At 63.5% G+C, this 23549-nt stretch carries 14 protein-coding genes; 10 read left to right on the top strand and 4 right to left on the bottom strand.

Translation table 11 applies throughout. The features are described from left to right. Positions 1-19 precede the first annotated feature (19 nt). A complete protein-coding gene (locus D6Z24_RS02720; protein ID WP_129125001.1) occupies positions 20-2905 on the bottom strand; it encodes a molybdopterin-dependent oxidoreductase in 2886 nt (961 codons plus the stop codon). A gap of 208 nt (positions 2906-3113) precedes the next feature. Between D6Z24_RS02720 and D6Z24_RS02715 the strand changes: the two genes are divergently transcribed. Beyond that, the gene (locus D6Z24_RS02715) at positions 3114-4904 is read left to right on the top strand and encodes a thiamine pyrophosphate-requiring protein (RefSeq protein WP_129125000.1); all 1791 of its coding nucleotides are present in this window, start codon (positions 3114-3116) and stop codon (positions 4902-4904) included. A gap of 229 nt (positions 4905-5133) precedes the next feature. Continuing rightward, on the top strand, positions 5134-6006 hold the full coding sequence (locus tag D6Z24_RS02710; protein ID WP_129124999.1) for an ADP-polyphosphate phosphotransferase: 873 nt from the start codon (positions 5134-5136) through the stop codon (positions 6004-6006). Between the two features lie 53 nt (positions 6007-6059). Here D6Z24_RS02710 and D6Z24_RS02705 read toward each other — a convergent pair whose 3' ends face one another. From D6Z24_RS02705 to ligD, 3 genes are all read right to left on the bottom strand, one after another. Continuing rightward, a complete protein-coding gene (locus tag D6Z24_RS02705) occupies positions 6060-6236 on the bottom strand; it encodes a DUF1328 family protein (RefSeq protein ID WP_129124998.1) in 177 nt (58 codons plus the stop codon). 151 nt (positions 6237-6387) lie between these two features. After that, the gene (locus tag D6Z24_RS21485; RefSeq protein ID WP_162604664.1) at positions 6388-6537 is read right to left on the bottom strand and encodes a hypothetical protein; all 150 of its coding nucleotides are present in this window, start codon (positions 6535-6537) and stop codon (positions 6388-6390) included. 71 nt (positions 6538-6608) lie between these two features. Then, positions 6609-9305, bottom strand: coding sequence for a DNA ligase D (gene ligD, locus D6Z24_RS02700; protein ID WP_129124997.1), 2697 nt, complete (start codon positions 9303-9305; stop codon positions 6609-6611). A 280-nt stretch (positions 9306-9585) separates the two neighbouring features. On the opposite strand from ligD, the gene D6Z24_RS02695 reads away from it, so the two are divergent. The 8 genes from D6Z24_RS02695 to treS all read left to right on the top strand — a co-directional run bounded on the left by D6Z24_RS02695 (position 9586) and on the right by treS (position 23506). Continuing rightward, positions 9586-9765, top strand: coding sequence for an SAP domain-containing protein (locus D6Z24_RS02695; RefSeq protein WP_129124996.1), 180 nt, complete (start codon positions 9586-9588; stop codon positions 9763-9765). Positions 9766-9789: 24 nt separating this feature from the next. Beyond that, positions 9790-9957: a hypothetical protein gene (locus D6Z24_RS21585; RefSeq protein WP_198419497.1), complete on the top strand. Its 168-nt coding sequence runs from the start codon at positions 9790-9792 to the stop codon at positions 9955-9957. 83 nt (positions 9958-10040) lie between these two features. Continuing rightward, positions 10041-10481 (top strand): ferritin-like domain-containing protein, encoded by a 441-nt coding sequence (locus tag D6Z24_RS02690; protein WP_129124995.1) that lies wholly within the window; start codon positions 10041-10043, stop codon positions 10479-10481. 251 nt (positions 10482-10732) lie between these two features. Next, positions 10733-12598 carry a malto-oligosyltrehalose trehalohydrolase gene (treZ, locus tag D6Z24_RS02685; RefSeq protein WP_129124994.1) on the top strand — a complete coding sequence of 622 codons (1866 nt, stop codon included), beginning with the start codon at positions 10733-10735 and terminating at the stop codon, positions 12596-12598. A gap of 10 nt (positions 12599-12608) precedes the next feature. Beyond that, positions 12609-15059, top strand: coding sequence for a DUF3536 domain-containing protein (locus D6Z24_RS02680; protein ID WP_129124993.1), 2451 nt, complete (start codon positions 12609-12611; stop codon positions 15057-15059). Between the two features lie 12 nt (positions 15060-15071). Further along, positions 15072-18056 carry a malto-oligosyltrehalose synthase gene (locus tag D6Z24_RS02675; protein WP_129124992.1) on the top strand — a complete coding sequence of 995 codons (2985 nt, stop codon included), beginning with the start codon at positions 15072-15074 and terminating at the stop codon, positions 18054-18056. Positions 18057-18187: 131 nt separating this feature from the next. Continuing rightward, on the top strand, positions 18188-20167 hold the full coding sequence (locus tag D6Z24_RS02670) for an alpha-1,4-glucan--maltose-1-phosphate maltosyltransferase (protein WP_129124991.1): 1980 nt from the start codon (positions 18188-18190) through the stop codon (positions 20165-20167). Positions 20168-20176: 9 nt separating this feature from the next. Continuing rightward, positions 20177-23506, top strand: a complete 3330-nt coding sequence (gene treS / locus D6Z24_RS02665; protein WP_129124990.1) for a maltose alpha-D-glucosyltransferase — start codon at positions 20177-20179, stop codon at positions 23504-23506. The last annotated feature ends 43 nt before the right edge of the window (positions 23507-23549 follow it).

Raw genomic sequence — 23549 nt, 5'->3', positions numbered from 1 at the left:
GACTGGTCCGACGTCCGACTCAAACCAGGTCGTTCTCCACTCTTCTAAGAAAGGTCACCGCGGGTTTGGTGTGCAGCTCGTGCAACAGGTGGTAGCGGCGCGGATCGGTGCGGGTGAGCCGGGTCACCGCGGCGTTCGGGTCCATGAGATCCCCGAAGGTGAACACCCCGGCAGGACAGGTCTGGGCGCAGGCGGGAACAATTTCGCCGTCCCGGACCGGCCGTCCCTCGCGCGCGGCCCTGTACTCGGCCTGCCGGATGCGCTGCACGCAAAAGGTGCACTTCTCCATGACGCCGCGCTGGCGCACCGTCACCTCCGGGTTCAGCTGCAGGTCCAGGGGCTTTTTCCACTCCAGGTTCACCCAGTTGAAGCGGCGCACCTTGTAGGGGCAGTTGTTGGAACAGTAGCGCGTGCCGATGCAGCGGTTGTAGATCTGTGCGTTCAGCCCCTCCTCGTTGTGCACCGCCGCAAACACCGGGCAGACCGGCTCGCAGGGGGCGGCGTCGCAGTGCTGGCACAAAAGCGGCAGCCAGGCGTAGCGCCACGGCTTTTCCGGCACCCGGTAGGGGGGGACCCTGAGCCACGCCATCTCGCGCCCGTCCGCGACGAGCGCCCTCCCCACCACCGCTACGTTGTTCTCGGCGTAGCAGGCGACGGCGCAGGCACCGCAGCCGATGCAGCGCTGCAGGTCGACGACCATCCCCCAGCGGTGCTTGTTGTGCTGGTGCGGCGGGTACATGTCATGCTCCGGGCGGTAATCCTCGGGAAGCGGGAGATCCAGGCGGTCACCCTCCCCGGGTTTCATGGCGCGCAGCACGGAGAAACGCACCGACTGGACCACGTCGCGGTGCAACTGCTTGCTTTCTATCGAGGTGCGGATCGGGGGGAGGGCGTCTCCGGTCACGCGGCTGATGCGACAGGTGGTGAAGAAGCCGCTTTTTTGTCCGCCGAGGAGCACGAAGGCGTTCGCCCCAACGCCGCGCGCGTTCCTGCCGAGTGCCGCATGCCCTTGTCCCAGGCCGACCGCCACGGCGTGCTCGCTCACCTCGGTGGTGATGCGTACCGTCGCGCGGAGCGAACCGGAGGCGGTGGTGAGCTGCACCTGGTCCCCGTCGTCGATCTTCAACGTCGCCGCCTTCCGGGGGTGGAGGTCGATCCAGTTTCCCCAGACGAAGAAGGTCACCGGGTCGGGTGCCTCCTGCAGCCAACCGCGGTTCGCGAGCCTGCCGTCAAAGAGCATGATGGAGGGCCAGGGCCAGAGTTCCGCTTCGTCACGACGTACCGGAACAGCGGCCGGTCGCGCGGCGAAGGTCACGCCCTCGGGATGCAGCGAAGGCTTCCCGTCGGAACCCGATGCTGCCGTCTGCCACGCTCCTCCCTGTCCCAGAGCCGCATTCCAGTTTCGGTCGCTTCCGTTCCAACGTTCCCTGAGCCATCCCTGGAAGTCTTGGGGAGCCGATCCATGCTCCGTGACGAGCGGCCGTCCCGCCTTTCGCGCCAGGGCCAGGAAAACGTCCCCCGTACCGAGCGTGTCGTGGAGGCGCCCCATGGTCGGCTGCATCAGGCCGTTGATGCCCGGCTCGGGCTGGTACTCCCCCCAGGACTCGAGGGGCGTGTCGATGGGCAGGACCCAGTGCGCGAGGGAGGCGGTTTCATCCATCAGCGAGCCTAAGTACACCACCATCCCAGCCCTGCCGATCTGGGCCGCCGCCCCGCTTCTGCTGTAAGCAGGGTTCGTGTCGTGCACGAAGAGGACGTCCTGCGGTCCGAGTGACGAGAAGAAGAGATCGAGGTCCTGGTCGCGCGCGCTGTCACTCAGGGCATGGGGGCGGGAGAAGTCGACCGTGGTGTCGACGGCGCCTGCGGCGTAGTTCAAAAGGGCGACGCAAAGGGCCGCGTCGGTTGCCGCCGGGCCGCTCGCCGCCCCGGGTCCTGCCAGCGCCACCGGGCGGCGTGCATGGCTGAAGGCCTGCGCCAGGGCGACCAGGCTCCCCTGGTCGACGGCAGGCGGGGGGAAGGACGCGATGAGGGCCTCCACCGCCGGTCGCACCGCCGAGACGTCATTTCGAGACCAGCCGCGGTCCATGATGATCTTCAGAAGCGAGGCCGCAACAAGCCGGAGCTCTCCCGGTGCCGCCTGGAGGTAGTGATCCGCGTTGCTCGCCGTCATGGAGAGGCGCGGTCCCACGTAGGCCATCCGGTTCGGGGCGGCTCCTTCATGGTAGCCGTGCATGGCCGCGAACTGGCGCGCGTAGGAAACCGGGGAGACCCATGTCTCCAGGAAATCGGCGGCGAAGCTAAGGATGAAGTCGCTGTTTTCCAGGTCGTAGCGGGGGATGACGGGGAGTCCGAAAACGCGCTGGTGTGCGGCGCGTAGCGCCTCGTAGTTGAACGCCTCGTAGAAGAGGACCCGGTTCGAGCCGAAGGCGGCGGCGAAGCGTTTCATGAGATCGGCGAGGGCCCCGGTCTGCAGGCTGGAGAGGATGGCCGGCTTTCCCCCCGCGGCCAGGCGGGAGGAGATCGCGGAGAGCGCCTCGTCCCAGCTCTTACGTCCGGTCTTGCCGTCGCTTGCGCGCTGCAGCACGCTGACCACGCGGTCCGGGTCGTAGAGCCCCTGCAGGGAGGACTGTCCGCGCGCGCAGAGCCCGCCGCGGTTTACCGGGTGCTCCGGGTTTCCTTCGGCCTTCGTGACGCGGCCGTCCCGGTGCGCCACGTGCATGCCGCATCCGGCCGGACATTCGCGGCAGGTGGTCGCGTAGAAGGTCCAGTGCCCGGGCCGGATGTCCTCCGGTGGGACCACCTTGGGGATCAGCTTGTTGACCAGCTTGCGCGGAGGATCGGTCGCCAGCGCAATGCTGCTGCCACCCGTGATCCACAAGAAGGTGCGTCTGGAAATCTCGGACATCGCTCTCCCTCGCGCGGCGGTTTTCAAGGCCCAGGACCAATGAAAAGGAAGATGAAAAAAGATTAACCTTTTTTATCAAGGCGAGTTTGGTTGTCAAGGGAGCCCCGAAAAAACCGCGGCGGCGCGTCTGGGTTGACAATGCGGCCTCCCTCTCTAGACTGTTGGAGTCAAATTAGAATTAATCAATCTAATGAACAAGGGAGGTCACATGGCAACAGCCAGCGATTACCTGGTGCAGCGCCTCTACGACTGGGGGGTGCGCAGGGTGTACGGCTATCCCGGGGACGGCATCAACGGGGTGATGGGCGCCCTGAACCGGGAACAGGAGAAGGTCTCATTCATACAGACGCGCCACGAGGAGGAGGCCGCCTTCATGGCCTGCGCCCACGCTAAGTTCACCGGCGAGGTAGGGGTCTGCATCGCCACCTCCGGTCCGGGCGCCATCCATCTGTTGAACGGTCTTTACGACGCGAAGCTAGACCACCAGCCCGTGGTGGCGATCGTGGGGCAGCAGGCAACCACGGCCATGGGGGCGGACTACCAGCAGGAAGTCGACCTCCTCTCGCTTTACAAGGATGTGGCCCATCACTACGTGCAGATGGCGACCAGTGCGGCACAGGTCCGGCAGTTGGTGGACCGCGCCATACGGATCGCCCTAGCCGAGCGCACCGTCACCTGCGTCATCCTCCCCAGCGACGTCCAGGAGGAGGACGAGGTCGCCGCGCCCGTGCGCAAGCATGGCTCGACCTTCACCGGGCTTGGTTTTTCCCGGCCGGAGGTGCTTCCTCAGCGCGATGAGTTGCTGCGGGCAGCAGCAGTACTTAACGCGGGAAAGAAGGTGGCGATGTTGGTAGGCGCGGGGGCGCTGGGGGCCGGTGAAGAGGTTGCCATCGCAGCGGAGAAACTGGGCGCCGGTGTCGCCAAGGCGCTCCTCGGCAAGGCGGTCCTCCCGGATGATCTCCCTTACGTGACCGGTTCCATCGGTCTTCTGGGCACCAAGCCGAGTTGGGAGATGATGAAGGAGTGCGACACCCTGCTCATGATCGGCAGCGGCTTCCCTTATGCCGAGTTCCTCCCCAAGGAGGATCAGGCGCGCGGGGTGCAGATCGACATCAGCCCGAGGATGCTCGGCCTGCGCTACCCGATGGAGGTCAACCTGCAGGGAGACGCGAGGCTCACCCTGCGGGCGCTGATTCCGCTTCTGGAACAAAAACAGGACCGGTCGTGGCGTGAGGGGATCGAGAAGGACGTGGCGGAGTGGTGGGAGGTGCTCGAGGCGCGGGCGAAGCTCGCGGCGAGCCCGATCAACCCGCAACTCCTCTTCTGGGAGCTCTCGGCGCAACTGCCGGACCACGCCATCCTGACCTGCGATTCCGGCTCGGCGGCGAACTGGTACGCCCGCGACCTGAAGCTTCGCAGCGGCATGATGGCCTCGCTCTCCGGCGGGCTCGCCACCATGTGCCCGGGGGTTCCCTACGCCGTCGCCGCGAAGATGAACTACCCGGACCGTCCCGTGATCGCTATGGTCGGCGACGGAGCCATGCAGATGCAGGGGATCAACGGTCTCGTGAACATCGCCAAATACTGGAAACAGTGGAGCAACCCGAATCTAGTGATCCTGGTGCTGAACAACGGGGACCTGAACCAGGTGACCTGGGAGCAGCGGGTGATGAACGGCGACGCCAAGTTCGCAGCCTCACAGGACATCCCGCGCTTCCCGTACGCAGGGTACGCCGAGATGCTCGGCCTGGACGGGATCAGGGTGGAGGACCCGGGGCAGGTGCGTGAGGCGTGGAAGACCGCCCTGCAAGCGGGGCGGCCGGTGGTGATCGATGCCATGTGCGACCCGGACGTCCCACCCCTGCCGCCGCACATCACCTTCGACCAAGCAAAGGGTTTCGTCGCCTCGCTCTTCAAAGGTGACCCGAACCTCGGCGGCATCATGAGCCAGTCCGCCAAGCAGATGATGTCCAAGCTCCTGGTTAGAAACGAGAAGTAGTAGTCGTCCATCACTCCTCCCCCCGGAGGGGGGAGGTTGGGAGGGGGGAAGCCGCGGCACCCCGAAGAGCCCCCTCCCTGCCCCTCCCCCTCCGGGGGAGGGAACGTGGCGTCACGCTTGTCGTTGAGAGCGCCGATGCGGGCCAATGAACCTCAGGCTTTTGCACTCTCATTGAAAACCGGGCAAACTGCGCTAGCCTCAAACTGTCGCAACCGACGAGGAGAGGCGCATGAAGATTCCTACCGAGCAGTTCCGGGTGAAGCCGAAAGACCAAGTGAAGCTGGGAAAGTCCCCCACCTCGGTAGATCCGTTCTACCGATCCAAGGAGGAGTACCGCGAGCTTCTGAACGAGCAGATCGAACGCATGAGCGCCCTGCAGGGGCTCCTCTACGCGAACAACAGCTGGTCCATCCTGCTCATCTTCCAGGCGATGGACGCGGCTGGGAAGGACAGCATGATCAAGCACGTCCTGTCGGGAATCAACCCGCAGGGGTGCGAGGTCTACTCGTTCAAGCACCCGAGCGCGGAAGAGCTCGACCACGACTTTCTCTGGCGCAGCATGAGGCGTCTGCCGGAGCGCGGACGCATCGGCATCTTCAACCGCTCCTACTACGAGGAGGTGCTGATCGTCCGCGTGCACCCGGAGATCCTGGCCGGCGAGAACCTGCCCGATGCCCTGGCCGCCCGCAAGGGGATCTGGCGCGACCGTTTCCGCTCCATGACCGACCTGGAAGCGCACCTTGCCCGCAACGGCACGCGCGTCGTGAAGTTCTTCCTCCACATCTCCAAGGAGGAGCAGCGCAAGCGCTTCCTGGAGCGGATCGACAACCCGGAGAAGAACTGGAAGTTCGACCGTGGAGACATCGACGAGCGCAAGCTCTGGAAGCGGTATATGGATGCCTACGAGGAGTGCCTTAATGCGACCAGTACCAAGGAATCACCATGGTACGTCGTCCCGGCGGATGACAAGAAGAACGCGAGACTCATCGTGGCGCAGGTGCTGTTGGACCTTTTGGAGGGACTTAAGATGAAATATCCGGCTGTGTCCGAGGAAAGAAGAGAAGAATTGCAGAGCATCCGGCAGGAACTGGCTAAGGGGTGACAGCGAAGAGGCGGCTTGCGCCGCCTCGATTGAAGGTCGTACCTCATGCCGTGTCATCGAGTAATGCCGCGGCCAGCCAAGAGAGCTGCCACGAGCATCACTACGGCGACAACCAGGAACAGGTAGAAGAGCAGTTTTGCGATACCGGCCGCCGCTGTTGCAATGCCACCGAAACCGAATACCGCCGCGATGATCGCGATGATGAAGAATACCACTGCCCAATGTAGCATGACCTTTCACCTCCCTGCGGTTCATTAGCTTCCTTGAATAAAGTGTATCATGGGAGATTTCGGGTTTAATAGCTTGTCTTTTTTTAATATTTGGTGGCGGGGGAAAGTCACGGCAGGCAAGGAAAGGGCCGGCCTTGGGCCGGCCCCGTTTCTACTTGAGCTCCATCGGTTCGTCGCAGCAGGTCGCTTCGATCTCGCAGGCGGCACCGCAAGTCTTGGACTTGCAGGCCCGTGTGACGGTCAATTCAACCTCGCAATCTTCCGTGCTGCAGATAAGGACATCACCCTCTTCCACTTTCATGGCCCTTCCTCCTTTGTTGGATGATTTTAACCAGGCCCGATTATAGCCGTTGTCGCACCGCCCGCAACCTGTCATCTCCCTTCCAGATTTTCGATGCACCGTTCCAGATCGATGCCGGGACCTAGCACGCCGGCGAAGAGGTCGCCCATCCTCTCCAGGCGCCCAGGCATGGTCCGAATGGTGAACTGACCCGGGTCGAGCCCAGGCTTCACTTCCTCCCACTTTAGCGGAGTCGAGACAGGTGCGCCCGGACGGGGACGGATGCTGTAAGGGGCGGCTAGCGTCTGCCCCGGCTTGTTCTGGAGGAAGTCGAGATAGACCCGTTTCTGGCGCAGTTTTGGGCTGCGCACCAGGCTGGTGAACTCGGGGACCTTGTGATGCGCGAGGGTTGCGACGATCTTCGCGAAGCCGCCTGCGGTGTCATAGTCGTACTTCCCGCCGAGGGGGACGTAGATATGGATCCCGGTGGCGCCGGAGGTTTTGGGGAAGCTTGCGGCACCCGCCGTTTCCAAAACCTCCCTCACGGCAAGCGCGGCGTCGATGACCTTGGCGAAGGGGATGTCTTCCGGGTCGAGGTCGATGACGAAGTAATCGGGGTAGTCGAGCTGCTGCAGGCGCGAAAGCCAGGGGTTGATCTCGATGCAGCCGAGGTTCGCCATGTAGATGAGGGTCGCCTCGTCCTGGCAGATGAGGAATTTGATGTTCTTGTCTACGTGCTTGGAGTAAATCTCGCGGGTGGCGATCCAGGAGGGGGGGAGATCCCCGGTCTCCTTCTGGAAAAAGCCGGGTGCGGCGATGCCGTGAGGGGTGCGATACAGCGATTCGGGGCGGTCGACGAGGTGCGGCAGCATGGCGTGGGCCACGGTCCGGTAATAGGCTACCACGTCCCCCTTCGTGTACCCCTCCTGCGGCCAGAACACCTTGTCGAGGTTGGTGAGTTCGATGCGGTGCCCGTCGAGAACCAGGGTTTCGTTCCGGCCGTTGGCGGGGGAGCGCTCCTTTTTACGCGAGGCGGTGAAGCGGTTCTCCGCCGACGGGGGGGGGGCATCCGTGTTGAGAGGTGCAGGCGAGGCAGTAACCGGCGTAGCGGGGGGCTCCGGCTTCGCGGCAGACGGAGGTTCAAGCTCGGAGCGGACCAGTTCCCGCACCACGCTCCTCGGGTCCTTGTCCTCCCTGAGGCCGAGAAAGACGGGCTGGCGCATAACGTTCTCTTCGGTCCACTCGGAAAACTCCACCTCGCAGACCAACTGCGGCTCCACCCAGGTGATGGGCATGTCCGATTTCACCGACATTTCAAAGGGAGAATCCGCCCGGACCAGTGGCTGCAGCAGGTCGTACATCTCCTTGAGCCCGGCGTCGTCGAACCCGCCGCCGGCAAAGCCGATGCAGACGAGCCGGTCGTCCTCATAGACGCCCAGCACCAGGGCGCCGAACCCTTTCCTGCTGCGGCGCGGTTCGGTGAAGCCGCAGATCACAGCCTCCTGCTGCATGCGGATCTTGATTTTCAGCCAGTCCCTGCTCCTGCGGCCGGTCTGGTAGGTGCTCGACGCCCGCTTCGCGAGGATACCTTCCAGGTTGTTGCGGCGGGCGAGGTCGAAGAACTCCCTGCCGTACTCCATTATGTGGTCGCTGTAGCGGATGTCCGGTCGGTCGGGGAGCAGGGTGCGCAGTTTCTCCTTGCGGGCGAGAAGCGGCCGGTCGCGCAGGTCTTCCCCGTCCAGGTAAAGGAGATCGAAGGCGAAGTAGCAGATGTTGCCGCGCCCGGTGCGCTGGTAGTTCTGCAGCAGCTGGAAAGAGGATCTGCCGCTTTCGTCCAGGACCACCACCTCGCCGTCCAGGACGGCGTTAAGGCTAAGGGCGGCAAGGGAGCGCGCCAGGGAGGGGAATTTGCGGTTGAAGGAGAGGTTGTTGCGGGAGTAGAGGAGGACGTCGGCGCCGGAGAGTTCGGCTACGGTGCGGTAGCCGTCAAGCTTGATCTCGAAGAGCCAGTCCGGGTCGTCGAAGGGCTCTGCCGCCGAGGTGGCGAGCATGGGCGAGATTTGGTGGGGCATGTCGGCGGGGGCGGCGGTGATGGCCATTTCAGACCGGTCCGACCTGTCCGACCTGTCCGACTGGTCCGACTGGTCCGACTGAGTTGGCTGAGCCGCCGGAGCCCGGGCCGCCTCAAAGCCGCCGTACCTTCGCGCGGGCACTCTCCCGGCGCGCAGGTCCTCGATGGTCGCGTTGCTCACCACGGAGCGGTCTTGCAGGGTCACATCCTCGCTGCTTGCGAAGCGGTCGTTTTTCTTGATCAACAGCCAGGAGTTCCCCTTATCCCCCTTGATCCGCACCAGGGCAAACTCACCGCTCACCTTCTCGCCGCGCAGGATGAACTTCAGATCCCCTTTGCGCAGCCCTTCGCGCAGAAGCTCGAGGCTACGCTCACGCTCCTCCGAGGCGGCGGCGTGGAAGGTCCCTGTGTCCCAGATGATCACCTCCCCGGCGCCGTAGTTACCCTTCGGGATGACACCTTCGAAATCACCGTACTCATAGGGGTGATCCTCGACCATCATGGCGAGCCTTTTCACAGACGGATCCAGTGACGGCCCCTTCGGAATCGCCCAACTCTTCAACACCCCGTCGATCTCAAGGCGGAAATCGTAGTGCAGATGTGAGGCCGCATGCTTGTGGATCACAAAACGCAGCGCGTTCGACGCCTTGCCGCCTTGGCCCGCCGGCTCCGGTGTCTTTGCCAGGTCTCGCTTGCGATGGTATTCCTCCAGTCCCATGAGAACACCTCCTTTTGCTGCACATGAGTCTATCACAGCGTGGACCGCGGGCTCTCAGACACTTGATCATCAACACACCGTGAAGCGGCGGTTGGTACGCCTCCACCCGGAGGGGGGAGGTCGGGAGGGGGAAATCCCTGTCCCTCCCCCTCCGGGGGGGGGGCCGCATAGGCAACTTTATTCATCATTCGTCTTTGACAACGAGAGCGCGCTGGCTAGATTATTAGGCGTTGCCAATTTTCAAGAAGGGCGCCTACCGGGGCGCGGAAAGGAGAGGATGATGAAGGTTCAGCAGATCAAGGAAATAGCACAACGTATGGAGATCCCCTGCGGCAAGCTGAAAAAGGGCGAACTGATCCGCCTAATCCAAAGCAGAGAAGGGAATATCGCGTGTTTCGATTCGGGGCAGTCGGGGCAGTGCGGCCAGCAGGGGTGCCTCTGGGCCGAAGACTGCAACTGACCCCGTAACCGTAAAGGAGGCTCCATGGACTTCGACTACACCAAGTACCGCTACCTCCCCGAGTGCAAGGACGGCTGCGGCGCGATAACCGACTGGCTCCAGAGCAGGGAAATGGCCCGCGAGGCGGGGGAAAACCACAGTAAATCGACGGGGCACGACTGGGTCCTGCGCGAGAAGATGAAGGAGGAGTAACCGCAGTCCATGCTATCGGCGCTTCATGCTGCCTGCAGGAGGGAAAACAGTGCGGACAACCAAATCTATCCGGAGGTAACAGCATGAACAGGGACGACATTCTCAACCAATTGGAAAAACTGATCCAGCTCGACGTCGACGCAACCCATGCCTACGATCAGGCGATCAAGAACGTGAACGAGCCGATCATCAAGGACAAGCTGATCCAGTTCCAGGCCGACCACAGAAAGCACATCGACCTTCTATCGGCGAAGATGCTCGAACTGGGCGGAACGCCGCCGGAGCCCACCTCTGACTTCAAGGGGTTCCTCATCTCCGGCTTTACCGCGCTCAGGAGCATGACCGGTACGAAGGGTGCGCTCGAGGCGATGGAGAGCAACGAGCGACTCACCACCAGCCGCTACGAGGATGCCTCGAAACTCGATCTGCCCGTCGACATTTCCGCCATCGTGCGCGCCAACTACGCCGACGAACAGCGCCATCTCTCCTTCATCCGCGAGGCGCTGCCGACGGTACGCAAGTAATCCGGGAAGGTGGAATAAAAGCACCAATGCGGTGACAAGCCCGCGCGGTTGACCGATCAAAAGGGAGCCCGGGTCCGGCAGGATTCGGGCTCCCTTTTGTTAATGAATGTCAGGATGTTAGCGCACTTACCCTCTGCGGAACCGCGTCTTTGGGCGTGTTGACACGGGGGGGCTCTCATGTATCTTTGATGAGGTTTTTGCGCCGATGCGTAAGGCTCATGGCGGTGACGTCACGGGCCGGGAGGTGGCGTATGGTTGCAAGCGGTTGGCGGATGGAATCGGGTGCCACGGTGCTGGAGGAAGGTGCCGTTCAGTTCCGGGTCTGGGCTCCGAAGTCGAAGGGGGCGAGCGTCCTGATCCTGTCGGGCAAGGCGGCCGGGACGGTGCCGATGCAGCCTGAAGGAAAGGGGTACTACTCGGTGACCGTTCCCGGTGTGACGGACGGCGACCGCTACCTCTTTCAGCTGGATTCGGGAAAGACCTACCCCGACCCGTTCTCCCGTTATCAGCCCAACGGGGTGCATGAGCCTTCCCAGGTGGTGGACCCGGGGCTCTTCCACTGGATGGAGGAGGGGTGGCAGGGCATCCCGCTGGAAGAGTACCGGATCTACGAGATCCACGTCGGCACCTTCACCGGGGAGGGAACCTTCGAGGCGGTCATCGAGCACCTCGACTACCTGGTTGAGCTGGGAGTCTCCGCAATCGAACTCATGCCGGTCTCCCAGTACCCCGGAAGGCGCAACTGGGGGTACGACGGGGTGTACCATTTCGCCCCGCAGCACAGCTACGGCGGACCCGACGGCCTCAGGCGCCTCGTGAACGCCTGCCACAGGAAGGGGCTCGCCGTCCTCCTCGACGTGGTCTACAACCACTTCGGACCGGAGGGGTGCTACCTGGACGAATTCGGTCCCTACTTCACCGACAAGTACCGCACACCCTGGGGACGTGCCGTGAACCTGGACGGCGCCGACAGCGACCCCGTGCTCGACTATTTCATCTCCAACGCCGGTTACTGGATCAACGAGTTCCACTTGGACGGGCTGCGTCTGGACGCGGTGGACTGGATCTTCGACCAGACCCCCAAGCCGCTTTTAAGGCGCCTGGCCGACGAGGTACACCGGCATCGGGAGCGCCTTGGGCGCGGGATCTACCTCTTCGCCGAGAACGACACCAACGACGTCCGCCTGATCAACTCCCCGGACAAATGCGGATTCGGCCTCGATGCCCAGTGGTGCGACAACTTCCACCACGCCCTGCGCGCCCTGTTGACCGGAGAGACCACCGGCTACTACGAGGATTTCGGCCAGTTCGTGCAGTTGCAGAAGGCCTTCAGCGAGGCCTTCGTCTACACCGGCGAGTATTCCCGCTACCGCAGGCGGCGCCATGGCGGACCGACCGAGCGGCATCCCGGCTTCCAGTTCGTCGTCTTCTCCCAGAACCACGACCAGGTCGGCAACCGCAAATGCGGGGACCGGCTGAGCGCCACCCTTCCCCTCAACCAGCTCCTTTTGGCCGCGTCGGCGGTCATCCTTTCCCCTTACCTGCCGCTTCTCTTCATGGGGGAGGAATACGGCGAGCGCGCGCCCTTCCACTACTTCATCGACCACGGCGACCCGGAACTGGTCGACCTGGTGCGCAAAGGAAAGCACGAGGAGCACGCCTCCGGCGTCTGCGAGGGGGAGATCCCGGACCCGGCGGCGGAGGAGACCTTTCAGGAGTCGAAGGTGAGCGTGGGGAGTCCGAAAGAAGGGGAACAGGCGATCATCCTCGCCTTCTACAAGAAGCTCTTCTCGCTGCGCAGCGCGTTGCCCGCCCTGCGGGTTTTCCAGCGGGACGCCATGGAAATTTCCGGGCTGCCTGAGCAGAAGATGCTCTTTGTGAGAAGGTGGACGGACGCCGAAGCCGTCATCTGTCTGTTCAGCTTCAGCAACATTCAGCAGGAGGTCCCGCTCACCCTTCCCCGGGGGAGCTGGGAGCGGGTGCTCGACTCCTCGGCCGCGGAGTGGCGCGGGCCGGGCGAGGAGGCCCCGGAAAGGATCGAATCGGGTAACGGAGGAGATAAGGAAACGGTGCGGATCAACCCCTTCAGCGTGGTCGTGTACAACGCGAAGCTTTGAGGAGGAAGTCATGGCGCAGGAGAACGGTAACGGGCGTTACGTGTGCATCCATGGTCACTTCTACCAGCCTCCCAGGGAGAACCCGTGGCTCGAGGCTGTAGAGATACAAGATTCCGCTTCCCCATATCACGACTGGAACGAGCGGATCACCGCCGAGTGTTACGCGTCGAACTCGGCCTCCCGTGTCCTGGACGGCGACAGCCGCGTCATGGACATCTCCAGCAACTACGCGAAGATCAGCTTCAACTTCGGTCCCACCGTCCTCTCCTGGATGGAGCAGGCGGCCCCGAGGATCTACCAGGCGATCCTGGACGCGGACAAGCAGAGCATGGAGTGGCGCTCCGGTCACGGCTCGGCGATCGCCCAGGTCTACAACCACATGATCATGCCGCTCGCCAACGCGCGGGACAAGCGGACCCAGGTGGTCTGGGGCATCGCCGACTTCCAGAAACGCTTCCAGCGTTTCCCCGAGGGGATGTGGCTCGCCGAGACCGCGGTGGACTTGGAGACGCTCGACATCCTCGCCGAACAGGGGATCAAGTACACCATCCTGGCGCCGCACCAGGCCGCGGCCTACCGCGCCGTCGGCGAGGAGGAGTGGCTCGAGGCGGAAATCGACCCGACCCGCGCCTACCTCTGCAACCTCCCCTCCGGCCGCTCCATCAACCTTTTCTTCTACGACGGCCCAATCTCCCGCGCCGTCGCCTTCGAGAAGCTCCTGGAGAGCGGGGAGGCGCTCGCCGGAAGGCTCGTCGGCGGTTTCAACGACGAGCGCGGCTGGTCGCAGCTCATGCACATCGCCACGGACGGCGAGACCTACGGCCATCACCAGAAGTTCGGCGACATGGCGCTCGCCGCCTGCCTGAACCACATCGAGAGCAACAACCTCGCGCGGCTCACCAACTACGGCGAATACCTGGAGCTTTGCCCCCCGGACACCGAGGTGAGGATCCACGAACGGACCTCCTGGAGCTGCGCGCACGGGGTCGAACGCTGGAACAGCGACTGCGGCTGCTCGGGCGGCATGCCGGGATGGAACCAGCAGTGGCGCCATCCGCTGCGCGCTTCGCTCGACTGGCTGCGCGACCGGCTGGCGAAGGGGTTCGAGCAGCAGGGGCGCGAGCTCTTCAAGACCCCCTGGCGGGTGCGTGACGCTTACGTCGAGGTGATCCTGAACCGGGGCATGGAGGTGGCGGAGCAGTTCCTTTCCCGGCACGCGTTGCGGGAGCTTTCGGCGGAGGAGAAGATCCGGGCCCTCAAGCTTTTGGAGATGCAGCGGCACGCCATGCTCATGTACACGAGTTGCGGCTGGTTCTTCGACGAGCTCTCGGGGCTTGAGACCGTGCAGGTGATCGACTACGCGAGCCGCGCGCTGCAACTGGCCGAAGGGGTGGTGGATGGGCCGGTGGAGAAGGGATTCCTGGAGCGGCTCAAGGAGGCGAAGAGCAACATCCCCGATCACCACGACGGGCTCTGGATCTATCAGAATTTCGTGCTTCCGATCCGGCTCGACCTGGTGAAGGTCGGCGCCCACTACGCCTTCAGCTCACTCTACGAAGAGTACGAGGAGCATTCGCAGATCTACTGCTACGCCATCGCGAAGGAGGAGTACCACAAGATCGCGACTCCCGACGCGGTGATCGCCATGGGGCGCATCCACGTGGCGAGCGAGATCACCGAGGAGAAAGCCTGCCTCACTTTCTGCGTCATGCGCATCGGGAGCCACGACTTCAAAGGGGGCGTGAAGGAAGCCTGCGACCAGGAGGGATACGCCGCCATGCGCGAGGAGATGAGCGCCGCCTTCGACAAGGGGCTCTACTCCGACATGGTGCTTCTCATGGACAAGCACTTCGGCACGCACAGCTTCTCCCTTCTGAACCTCTTCACCGACGAACAGCGCAAGATCATCGGCGAGATCATCAACCGCAACCTCGAGGAGAGCATCGCGAGCTACCAGGAGATGTACGAGCGCGTCCGCCCCCTGATGGAATTCGTCAAGGAGACCCGGGTGCCGGTGCCGCACGTCTTCATGGCCGTGGCGCAGCCGGCGCTGAACGAGGCGCTCAAGCACGCCATGAGCGAGGACGAGGTCGACGAGGAGGCGGTGCGGCGCATCGTGGGTCAGATCAGAAAGTGGGGCGTAGGGATCGAGGAGCCGGAGACGGAATACTATATGCGGCGTCACCTGGAGAAGCTCTCGGCCCAGCTGCTTCAGGAGCCGTCCGACGTGAAGGTGATCGGCAGGATGCAGAAGTACATGGATCTTCTGAACGAGATCCCGATCAACCTGGTGCTGTGGCAGATGCAGAACGACTACTACACGCTGGCGAAGACCGTCTATCCCGAGTTCATCGAGCGCTCCCGCCGCGGCGAGGAGGGGGCGAGCCAGTGGCTCGAAGCCTTCCAGAGGCTGGGGGACACCATGCGCTTCAACACAGGAGCGGTGCTGCCGCAAGGATAGACGGGGGAGAGCATGGATCAGCACCTGCCGCAGGCCCGCATACCGAGCGCCACCTACCGGTTGCAGTTCAACTCCGGGTTCACTTTCGCCGACGCCGAAAGGATCGTCGGCTATCTGCACGACCTGGGGGTCAGCGACGTGTACGCCTCCTCCTACGTAGCCGCGAAGGAGGGGAGCGTGCACGGCTACGACGTCGTGAACCAGACCATCTTCAACAAGGAGCTCGGCGACGAGCAAAGCCACCAGGCCTTCGTCGACGAGCTCTCCCGCCATGACATGGGGCACATCCTCGACTTCGTCCCGAACCACATGTGCATCGAAAGCGGCGACAACGTCTGGTGGATGGACGTGCTCGAGAACGGGATGAGTTCCCTGTACGCCCACTTCTTCGACATCGACTGGGAGCCGGTGAAAAAGGAGCTGACCGGGAAGGTGCTGCTGCCGCTTCTGGGGGACCAGTACGGCAGGGTGCTCGAGGGGGGAGGGCTGCAACTCATCTTCCGCGACGGCGCCTTCTTCGTCCAGTGCAACGCGCTGCAGATCCCGGTGGAACCGCGCAGTTACCTGTTGATCCTGCAGCACCGGCTGGACGCACTGAGGGAGAAGCTCCCCCCGGAGGCCGCGCCGCTCCAGGAACTCCTTAGCATCGAGACCGCCCTGCAACACCTCCCCCTTCCCACCGAGCAGGACCCGGAGAAGATGAACGAGCGGCACCGCGAGAAAGAGATCATCAAGAAGCGCCTCGCCCAGCTCTGCCTGGGCTCCGCCGAAGTGGCGGAATTCGTGGAGGAAAACGTGAGGGTCTTCAACGGGACCAAGGGGGACGCCAATTCCTTTGATCTGCTGGACCGGCTGCTGCGGGACCAGGTGTACCGCCTCTCCTACTGGCGCGTCGCCACCGAGGAAATCAACTACCGGCGCTTTTTCGACATCAACGCCCTCGCCGCAATCCGGATGGAGGACCAGACCGTCTACGATCTGACCCACACCCTGCTGTTCCGGCTGATCCGGGAGGGGAAGGTGACCGGGGTTCGCATCGATCACGTGGACGGGCTCTACGACCCGGTCACCTACCTGCAGCACCTGCAGCAAAGCGCCTGGATGAACCTGAGGGAAAGAAGCGAGGGGGCTCCGCCCGAGGAGGGCGCCGAGGCGACCCGGGAGGAGTGGGAGCGCCAGTACGACGAGGTGCTGGAGGGTGACCCCGGGTACAAACCGTTCTACACCGTGGTGGAAAAGATCCTCATGAAGGGGGAGCTCCTCCCAGAGCAGTGGCCGGTCTGCGGCACCACCGGCTACGAGTTTTTGAACAGTGTGAACGGCATCTTCGTGGCGAGCGATACTGCGAAACAGTTCGACCGGATCTACGACCGCTTCGTGAAGCGCGAGTCCGATTTCACCGAGATCGTCTACGAGAAGAAGAAACTGGTGATGCAGGTCTCCCTCTCCGGCGAGGTGAACATGCTGGCGCACCAGTTGAACAATATCGCCGAGGAGGATCGCCTCACCCGCGACTTCACCCTGAACAGCCTGGCCCGCGCCATAAGCGAGGTGATCGCCTGCTTCCCGGTGTACCGCACCTACGCCAACTCCGCTTCGGTCCGTGACCGCGACGTGCAGTACATCGATGCGGCGGTCTCCAAGGCGAAGCGCCGCAACCCCGCCATCAGCGGCTCGGTCTTCGATTTCCTGCGCGACGTGCTCCTTTTGAGATCCCCCGAGCGCGCAAGCGAGGAGAGCCGCCGCGACTGGCTCTGCTTCGCCATGCGTTTCCAGCAGATCACCGGGCCGGTGATGGCCAAGGGGCTCGAGGATACCGCCTTCTACGTCTACCATCGGCTGATTTCCCTGAACGACGTCGGCGGCATGCCGGGTCGCTTCGGCACCACGCTCGAGGCCTTCCACGGGCAGAACCTGGAGCGGAACAAGAACTTCCCCCACGCCATGATCGCGACGGCGACGCACGATTCCAAGCGCGGCGAGGATGTGCGCACGAGGATCGACGCGCTCTCCGAGATCCCGGCGTTGTGGCAGAAACAGGTGGCGCGCTGGAGTCGGCTCAACAAGCGGCGCGGCTCTCTGATCGAAAACGCCAGGGTCCCGGAGCTCAACGAGGAGTACCTCCTGTACCAGACCCTGATCGGGGCCTGGCCGGTAGGCGATGTGGACGATGCCGGATTCGAGGTGTTCCGGGGACGCATCCGGGAGTACATGATAAAGGCGCTGCGCGAGGCGAAGGTGAACACGAGCTGGGTGAGCCCGAATGGGACTTATGAGGAGGCGGTGGTCGGTTTTATCGACGCCATTCTCGCGCGCACCCCTGACAACGAATTCCTGCGCGAGTTCCTGCCGCTGCAAAGGCGGCTCTCCCGTTGCGGCTTCTTCAGCTCGCTCTCCCAGACCCTTTTAAAGATGACCTCACCCGGCATTCCCGACTTCTACCAGGGGACCGAACTCATCGAGTTCACCTTGGTGGACCCGGACAACCGGCACCAGGTGGACTACGGCAGGAGGATCGAGGCGCTCACGGAGCTCAAGCGGCGCGAGCAGGAAGAGGGTGCGCCTTCGCTCTGGGGCGGGCTGCTGGAGCGGGAAGACGAGAGGGCGAAGCTCTTTCTCATCTACCGGGTGCTCAACTATCGCCTGGAGCACAAGGAACTCTTCGATGCCGGCGAGTACCTGCCGCTGGAGGCGAAAGGCGAGCGGGCTCGGCATCTGTGCGCCTTCGCACGCAAGGCGGGAGGAGGCGTGGTGATCGTCGCGGCGGCGCGGCTCGTGGCGACCCTGATGCCGGAGGAGGGGAGCAGTCCGCTGGGCGAGGCGGTCTGGCAGGACACGTTGCTGCTCCTTCCCGAAGGGATTGGTGGGCAGTTGCGCAACGTGGTGAACGACGCGGTGGTCGATGTCGTCCTCCACGAGGGCCAAAGCGTCATCCCGCTTGCGGCACTCTTCGGCGAGGTGAGCGTGGCGCTGCTGGAACAACTCCCCCTCCCTTGACGGGAGGGGGCAGGGGGGTGGGTGACGCTGCGACCTGCGACGCTCGTGGCGCCTTCCCCCTCACCCCAACCCTCCCCCGCCAGGGGGGAGGGAGAGATGGAGCGGACGGGCGTGGAGCGAGAGGTGAACTTATGGAAGGCAGGGCGCGGATAGCTATCGAGGCGGTGCATCCCCAGATCGACTGCGGCAGGTTCGCGGTGCAGCGCGTGGTCGGCGACGATATGGTGGTGCAGGCGGACGTCTTCAGCGACGGGCACGACGAGGTGGTGGCCGTACTGCTCTACCGACGCATGGGAGAGGAACACTGGCTGGAAACGCCGATGCAGCGCCTGGACAACGACCGCTGGCAGGGCTCATTTCTCCTGGGTACCCCCGGTTTCTACCAGTACACCATCCTCGGGTGGGTGGACCACTTCCGCACCTGGCAGCGGGACCTGCAGAAGCGCTTCGAGGCGGGACAGGACGTGGCGGTCGATCTGCAGATCGGCGGGAAGACCCTCGAGCAGGCGGTGGCGGAGGCGGGGGAGGAGGACGCAGCCCGGCTGCGCGAGGCGGTGGCGGCACTCTCCGCCGAGCGAAACCAGGAGGGGGCGGTGGCCTTAGGGCTCGACACGCGGCTCTCCGACCTCGTCAGCACCTGCTGCGCGCGCGGGTTCGCCACGCACTACGAGAAGGAACTGGTGGTCCGTGTGGACCGGCAGAAGGCGCTTTTCAGTTCCTGGTACGAGCTCTTCCCACGCTCCTTGGGAGGAGAAGGACGCCACGGCACCCTCTGCGACTGCATCGCGCTTCTCCCCGATGTGGCGGACCTAGGCTTCGACGTCCTCTACCTCCCCCCCATCCACCCAATCGGTTCCAGCAAGCGCAAGGGGAAGGCCAATGCGGTCGAGGCGGGGGCTGGCGACCCGGGGAGCCCCTGGGCCATCGGATCGGAGGCGGGCGGGCACAAGGCGGTGCACCCGGAACTCGGCACTATCGAAGACTTCCGCGACCTGGTAAGGGAGGCCGAAAAGCACGGCATCGAGGTCGCCCTGGACCTAGCCTTCCAGTGCTCGCCGGACCACCCCTACCTGAAGGAGCACCCGGAGTGGTTCAAATGGCTTCCCGACGGCTCGGTGCAGTACGCCGAGAACCCGCCGAAGAAGTACCAGGACATCGTGCCGATCAACTTCGAAACGCCGCAGTGGGAGGCGCTCTGGGAGGAACTGAAGGGGATCGTCTTCTTCTGGATGGATCAGGGGGTGCGCATCTTCCGGGTCGACAACCCGCACACGAAGCCCTTTCCCATGTGGGAATGGCTCATCGCAAAAGCGAAGGAGAAGTCGCACGACGTTATCTTCCTGGCCGAGGCGTTCACGAGACCCAAGATCATGGCGCGGCTCGCCAAGCTCGGTTTCAGTCAGTCCTACAGCTATTTCTCCTGGCGCAACAGCAAGCGGGAGATTACCGATTACCTGACGGAGCTGACGCGCGGCGACACGCGGGAGTTCATGCGTCCGAACTTCTGGCCCAACACACCGGACATCCTTACCGAGTTCCTGCAGTACGGCGGGCGTCCCGCCTTCATGATCAGGCTGGTCCTGGCCGGCACCCTCTCCTCCAGCTACGGGATTTACGGGCCGGTGTACGAGCTCTGCATCGGGATGCCGGAAAAGCAGGGCTCGGAGGAATACCTCGACGCCGAGAAGTACGAGATCAGGCAGTGGGACAGGAAGGCCCCGGGGAACATCAGGGAGCTCATCATCACCTTGAACCGGATCCGCCGGGAGTACACCGCGCTGCAGAGGACCAACAACGTCACCTTCCTGGAGTCGGATGACGACAGCATAATTTTCTACGCAAAGGTGGCTAAACAGCAGAAGAGTTCGCTCCTGGTGGCGGTGAATCTCGACCCCTTCCGGGCGCGCACCACGAAGCTGCGCGTGCCGCTCGATCTGTTCGGCGTAGCCCCCGGGCAGTCCTACCTGCTGCACGACCTGATCAGCGGCGAACGCTCCATCTGGGAGGGGGGGGTGACCACGGTCAGGCTGGACCCGCAGGTGAACCCGGCCTGCATCTACCGCATCAGCACCTGGCAAAAGCGCGAGTCGGACTTCGATTATTATTTTTAGGAGGAAGCCATGCCGTTTCGCAACGAGAAGAACCCGCTCTGGTTCAAGGATGCCGTGATCTACGAGGTGCACATCCGGAGCTTTTGCGACAGTAACGGCGACGGCATCGGGGACTTCCGCGGGCTGTTGCAGAAGCTTCCCTACCTGCGTGATCTGGGCGTCACCGCTGTCTGGGTGCTCCCCTTCTACCCCTCGCCGCTCAAAGACGACGGCTACGACATCGCAGACTACCGCACCGTTCACCCCGACTACGGCACGCTGCGCGATTTCCAGGACTTTCTGAAGGGGGCGCACGCCCTCGGCATGAGGGTCATCACGGAACTCGTCTTGAACCACACCTCGGACCAGCACCCCTGGTTCCAGAAGTCGCGCCGCGCGAAGCCCGGTTCCGCTTGGCGCGATTTCTACGTCTGGAGCGATACCCCGGACAAGTACCTGGACGCCCGCATCATCTTCAAGGACTTCGAGGTCTCGAACTGGACCCGCGACCCGATCGCCAAGAGCTACTACTGGCACCGCTTCTATTCGCACCAGCCCGATCTCAACTACGACAACCCGCGCGTGCACGAGGCGATGTTCAAGGTGATCGACTTCTGGCTCGGCATGGGGGTGGACGGCCTGAGGCTCGACGCGGTCCCCTACCTGTACGAGCGGGAGGGGACCAACTGCGAGAACCTCCCGGAGACCTACGAGTTCCTGAAGAAGCTGCGCGCCTACATCGACGCCAAGTACCCGAACCGGATGCTTTTAGCCGAGGCGAACCAGTGGCCCGAGGACGCCGCTTCCTATTTCGGAGGGGGGGCTGCCTGCCACATGGCCTTCCACTTCCCGCTCATGCCCCGCATGTTCATGGCGCTGCAGATGGAGGACTCCTTCCCCATCGTGAACATCATGCAGCAGACCCCCGCCATTCCGCCGCACTGCCAGTGGGCGATGTTTCTGAGAAACCACGACGAGCTCACCCTTGAGATGGTGACCGACGAGGAGCGGGACTACATGTACCGCATCTACGCCCGCGACCCGCGCGCCCGCATCAACCTCGGCATCCGGCGCCGACTCGCGCCGCTCATGGGAGACGACCGGCGCAAGATAGAGCTCATGAACGTGCTGCTCTTCACCATGCCGGGAACCCCCATCGTCTACTACGGCGACGAGATCGGCATGGGGGACAACTATTATCTCGGCGACAGAAACGGCGTGCGCACCCCGATGCAGTGGAGCCCGGACCGCAATGCCGGCTTCTCGCCTGCGAACCCACAGAAGCTCTACCTTCCCACCATAATCGACCCGGAGTACCACTACGAGGCGCGCAACGTCGAGAACCAGGCGAAGAACCCGTCCTCGCTTCTCTGGTGGATGAAGCGGATGATCGATCTCAGAAAGCGCTTCAAGGCGTTCGGCTGGGGGAGCCTCGAGTTCGTGCCGCTGGACAACCCGAAGGTGCTCGCCATGTTGCGCCAGTACGAGGACCAGACCATCCTTGTGCTGATCAACCTCTCCCGCGCCACCCAGTTCGTGCAGGTGAACCAGCCCCGTTTCGTCGGTTTCTACCCGGAGGAGATGTTCAGCCGCAACCGTTTCCCGGCCATCAAGGACTCCCCCTACGGGATCATCATGGGGGCGTACGACTACCATCTGCTCCTCTTGACCGACGGGCGCGAGAAGACCAAGCCGCGTGAGGAGGGGGCGCTGGAGGAGGTCTCGGTGCCGGGAAGCTGGGAGAACGTGCTGAGGTCCGCCGGTCTGCGCCAGCTGGAGCAGTCGGTCCTGCCGGAATACCTCAAAAAGGCCCGCTGGTTCCAGGGGAAGAGCCGCATCATGGTTCGCTTCTCCCTCGTTGACGAACTCACCGTTCCGATCGACGGCTCCTCGGTGATCCTCGCCTTCCTGGAGGTCACCTACAGCGAGGGGACCCCCGAGGTCTACCTGCTGCCGCTGCACTACGTACCGATGGACGGCGGCGGTGAAACGCTCCTCAGCGCATCCCCGGAGGCGGTGATCTGCCAGCTTAAGGTCGGCGACCGGCCGGGGCTTCTCTACGACGGTCTCTACAATTCGCACCTGCGCTGGGTGCTCTTCGAGCTCATCTGGCGCAGGAAATCTCTGAAGGGGGACGGCGGCCGACTCTCCGGACAGCCCGCCATCTCAATGTCGCCGCTCATGGAAGGGAAGAAGCCCCCCTTCCCGTCACAGGTGGGTAAGGCGGAGCAGAGCAACAGCTCCGTGCTCTTCGGCAACAGCTTCTTCTTGAAGCTGTACCGGCGCATGGAGGAGGGGGCCCATCCGGAGCTTGAGATCGGCAGGTTTCTCGACCGTGTCCGTTTCCCGCACGTGGCGCCACTGGGGGGGACCCTGGAGTACCGGCGCGGCAGCGGTGAGTCCTTCGCCCTGGGGCTCCTGCAGGGTTTCGTGCCGAACCAGGGTGACGCCTGGACCTTCACGCTCGGCGAGGTCGGCCAGTTCGTGGACCGCGTTCTCGCCTATCGTGAGGAGGCTAAGAAGTCGGGGTTCGAGCCCCATCCCGGCAACGAGTCGAGCGGCTATACGCCGGCGCTCCTGGAGCTGATCCAGGGGGTATATCCCGACATGGTGGCCCTGATCGGCAGGCGGACCGCCGAATTCCACATCGCCATCTCCTCGCGCAGCGACGACCCCGATTTCGCGCCGGAGCCGTTTGCGCTCCTGTACCAGCGCTCCGTCTACCAGTCCATGCGCACCCGCTGCAGGAAGGTGTTCGAGCTGCTGCGCAGGAACATGGCCGTGATCCCGCAGCACACGGCAAGCGACGCGGAGGGGCTTCTGGGCATTGAGAACGACCTTTACGCTGTCTTCCAGAAGTTCCTGGTGCGCAAGTTCGGCGCCATGAAAACCCGTATCCACGGCGACTACCACCTGGGGCAGCTCCTCTACACGGGCGACAATTTCCTCATCATCGACCTGGAAGGAGAGCCGATCAAGTCACTGAGCGAACGGAGGATAAAGCAGTCGCCGCTGCGTGACGTGGCGGGGATGATGCGCTCCTTCCACTACGCGGCGCACGCCGTCATCATGCAGCGGACCCAGGTGCGAGACGAGGATATCGCCTACCTCCTCCCCTGGGTCCATGCCTGGTACCAATACAACGCGAAAGCCTTCCTCGACGCCTACCGGGAAGGGACGGTCGGGGCCAATTTCATGCCTACCGAGGCGGACGAGATCGAGATCATGCTGCAGGCGTTCATGCTGGACAAGGCGGTCTACGAACTGGGTTACGAACTCAACAACCGTCCGGAGTGGGTCTCCATTCCGCTCTCGGGGATCCTGCAGCTTGTCGCTCTGGAGACGGGTATGACGAGATGAACGGCAATTGGGCGCACCACGGAAACTGCAGGACCGGAGCACA

Source organism: Geomonas oryzae (genome assembly GCF_004117875.1).
Taxonomy (GTDB): Bacteria; Desulfobacterota; Desulfuromonadia; order Geobacterales; family Geobacteraceae; genus Geomonas; species Geomonas oryzae.
This window is presented reverse-complemented; position numbering and strand designations above follow the sequence as displayed.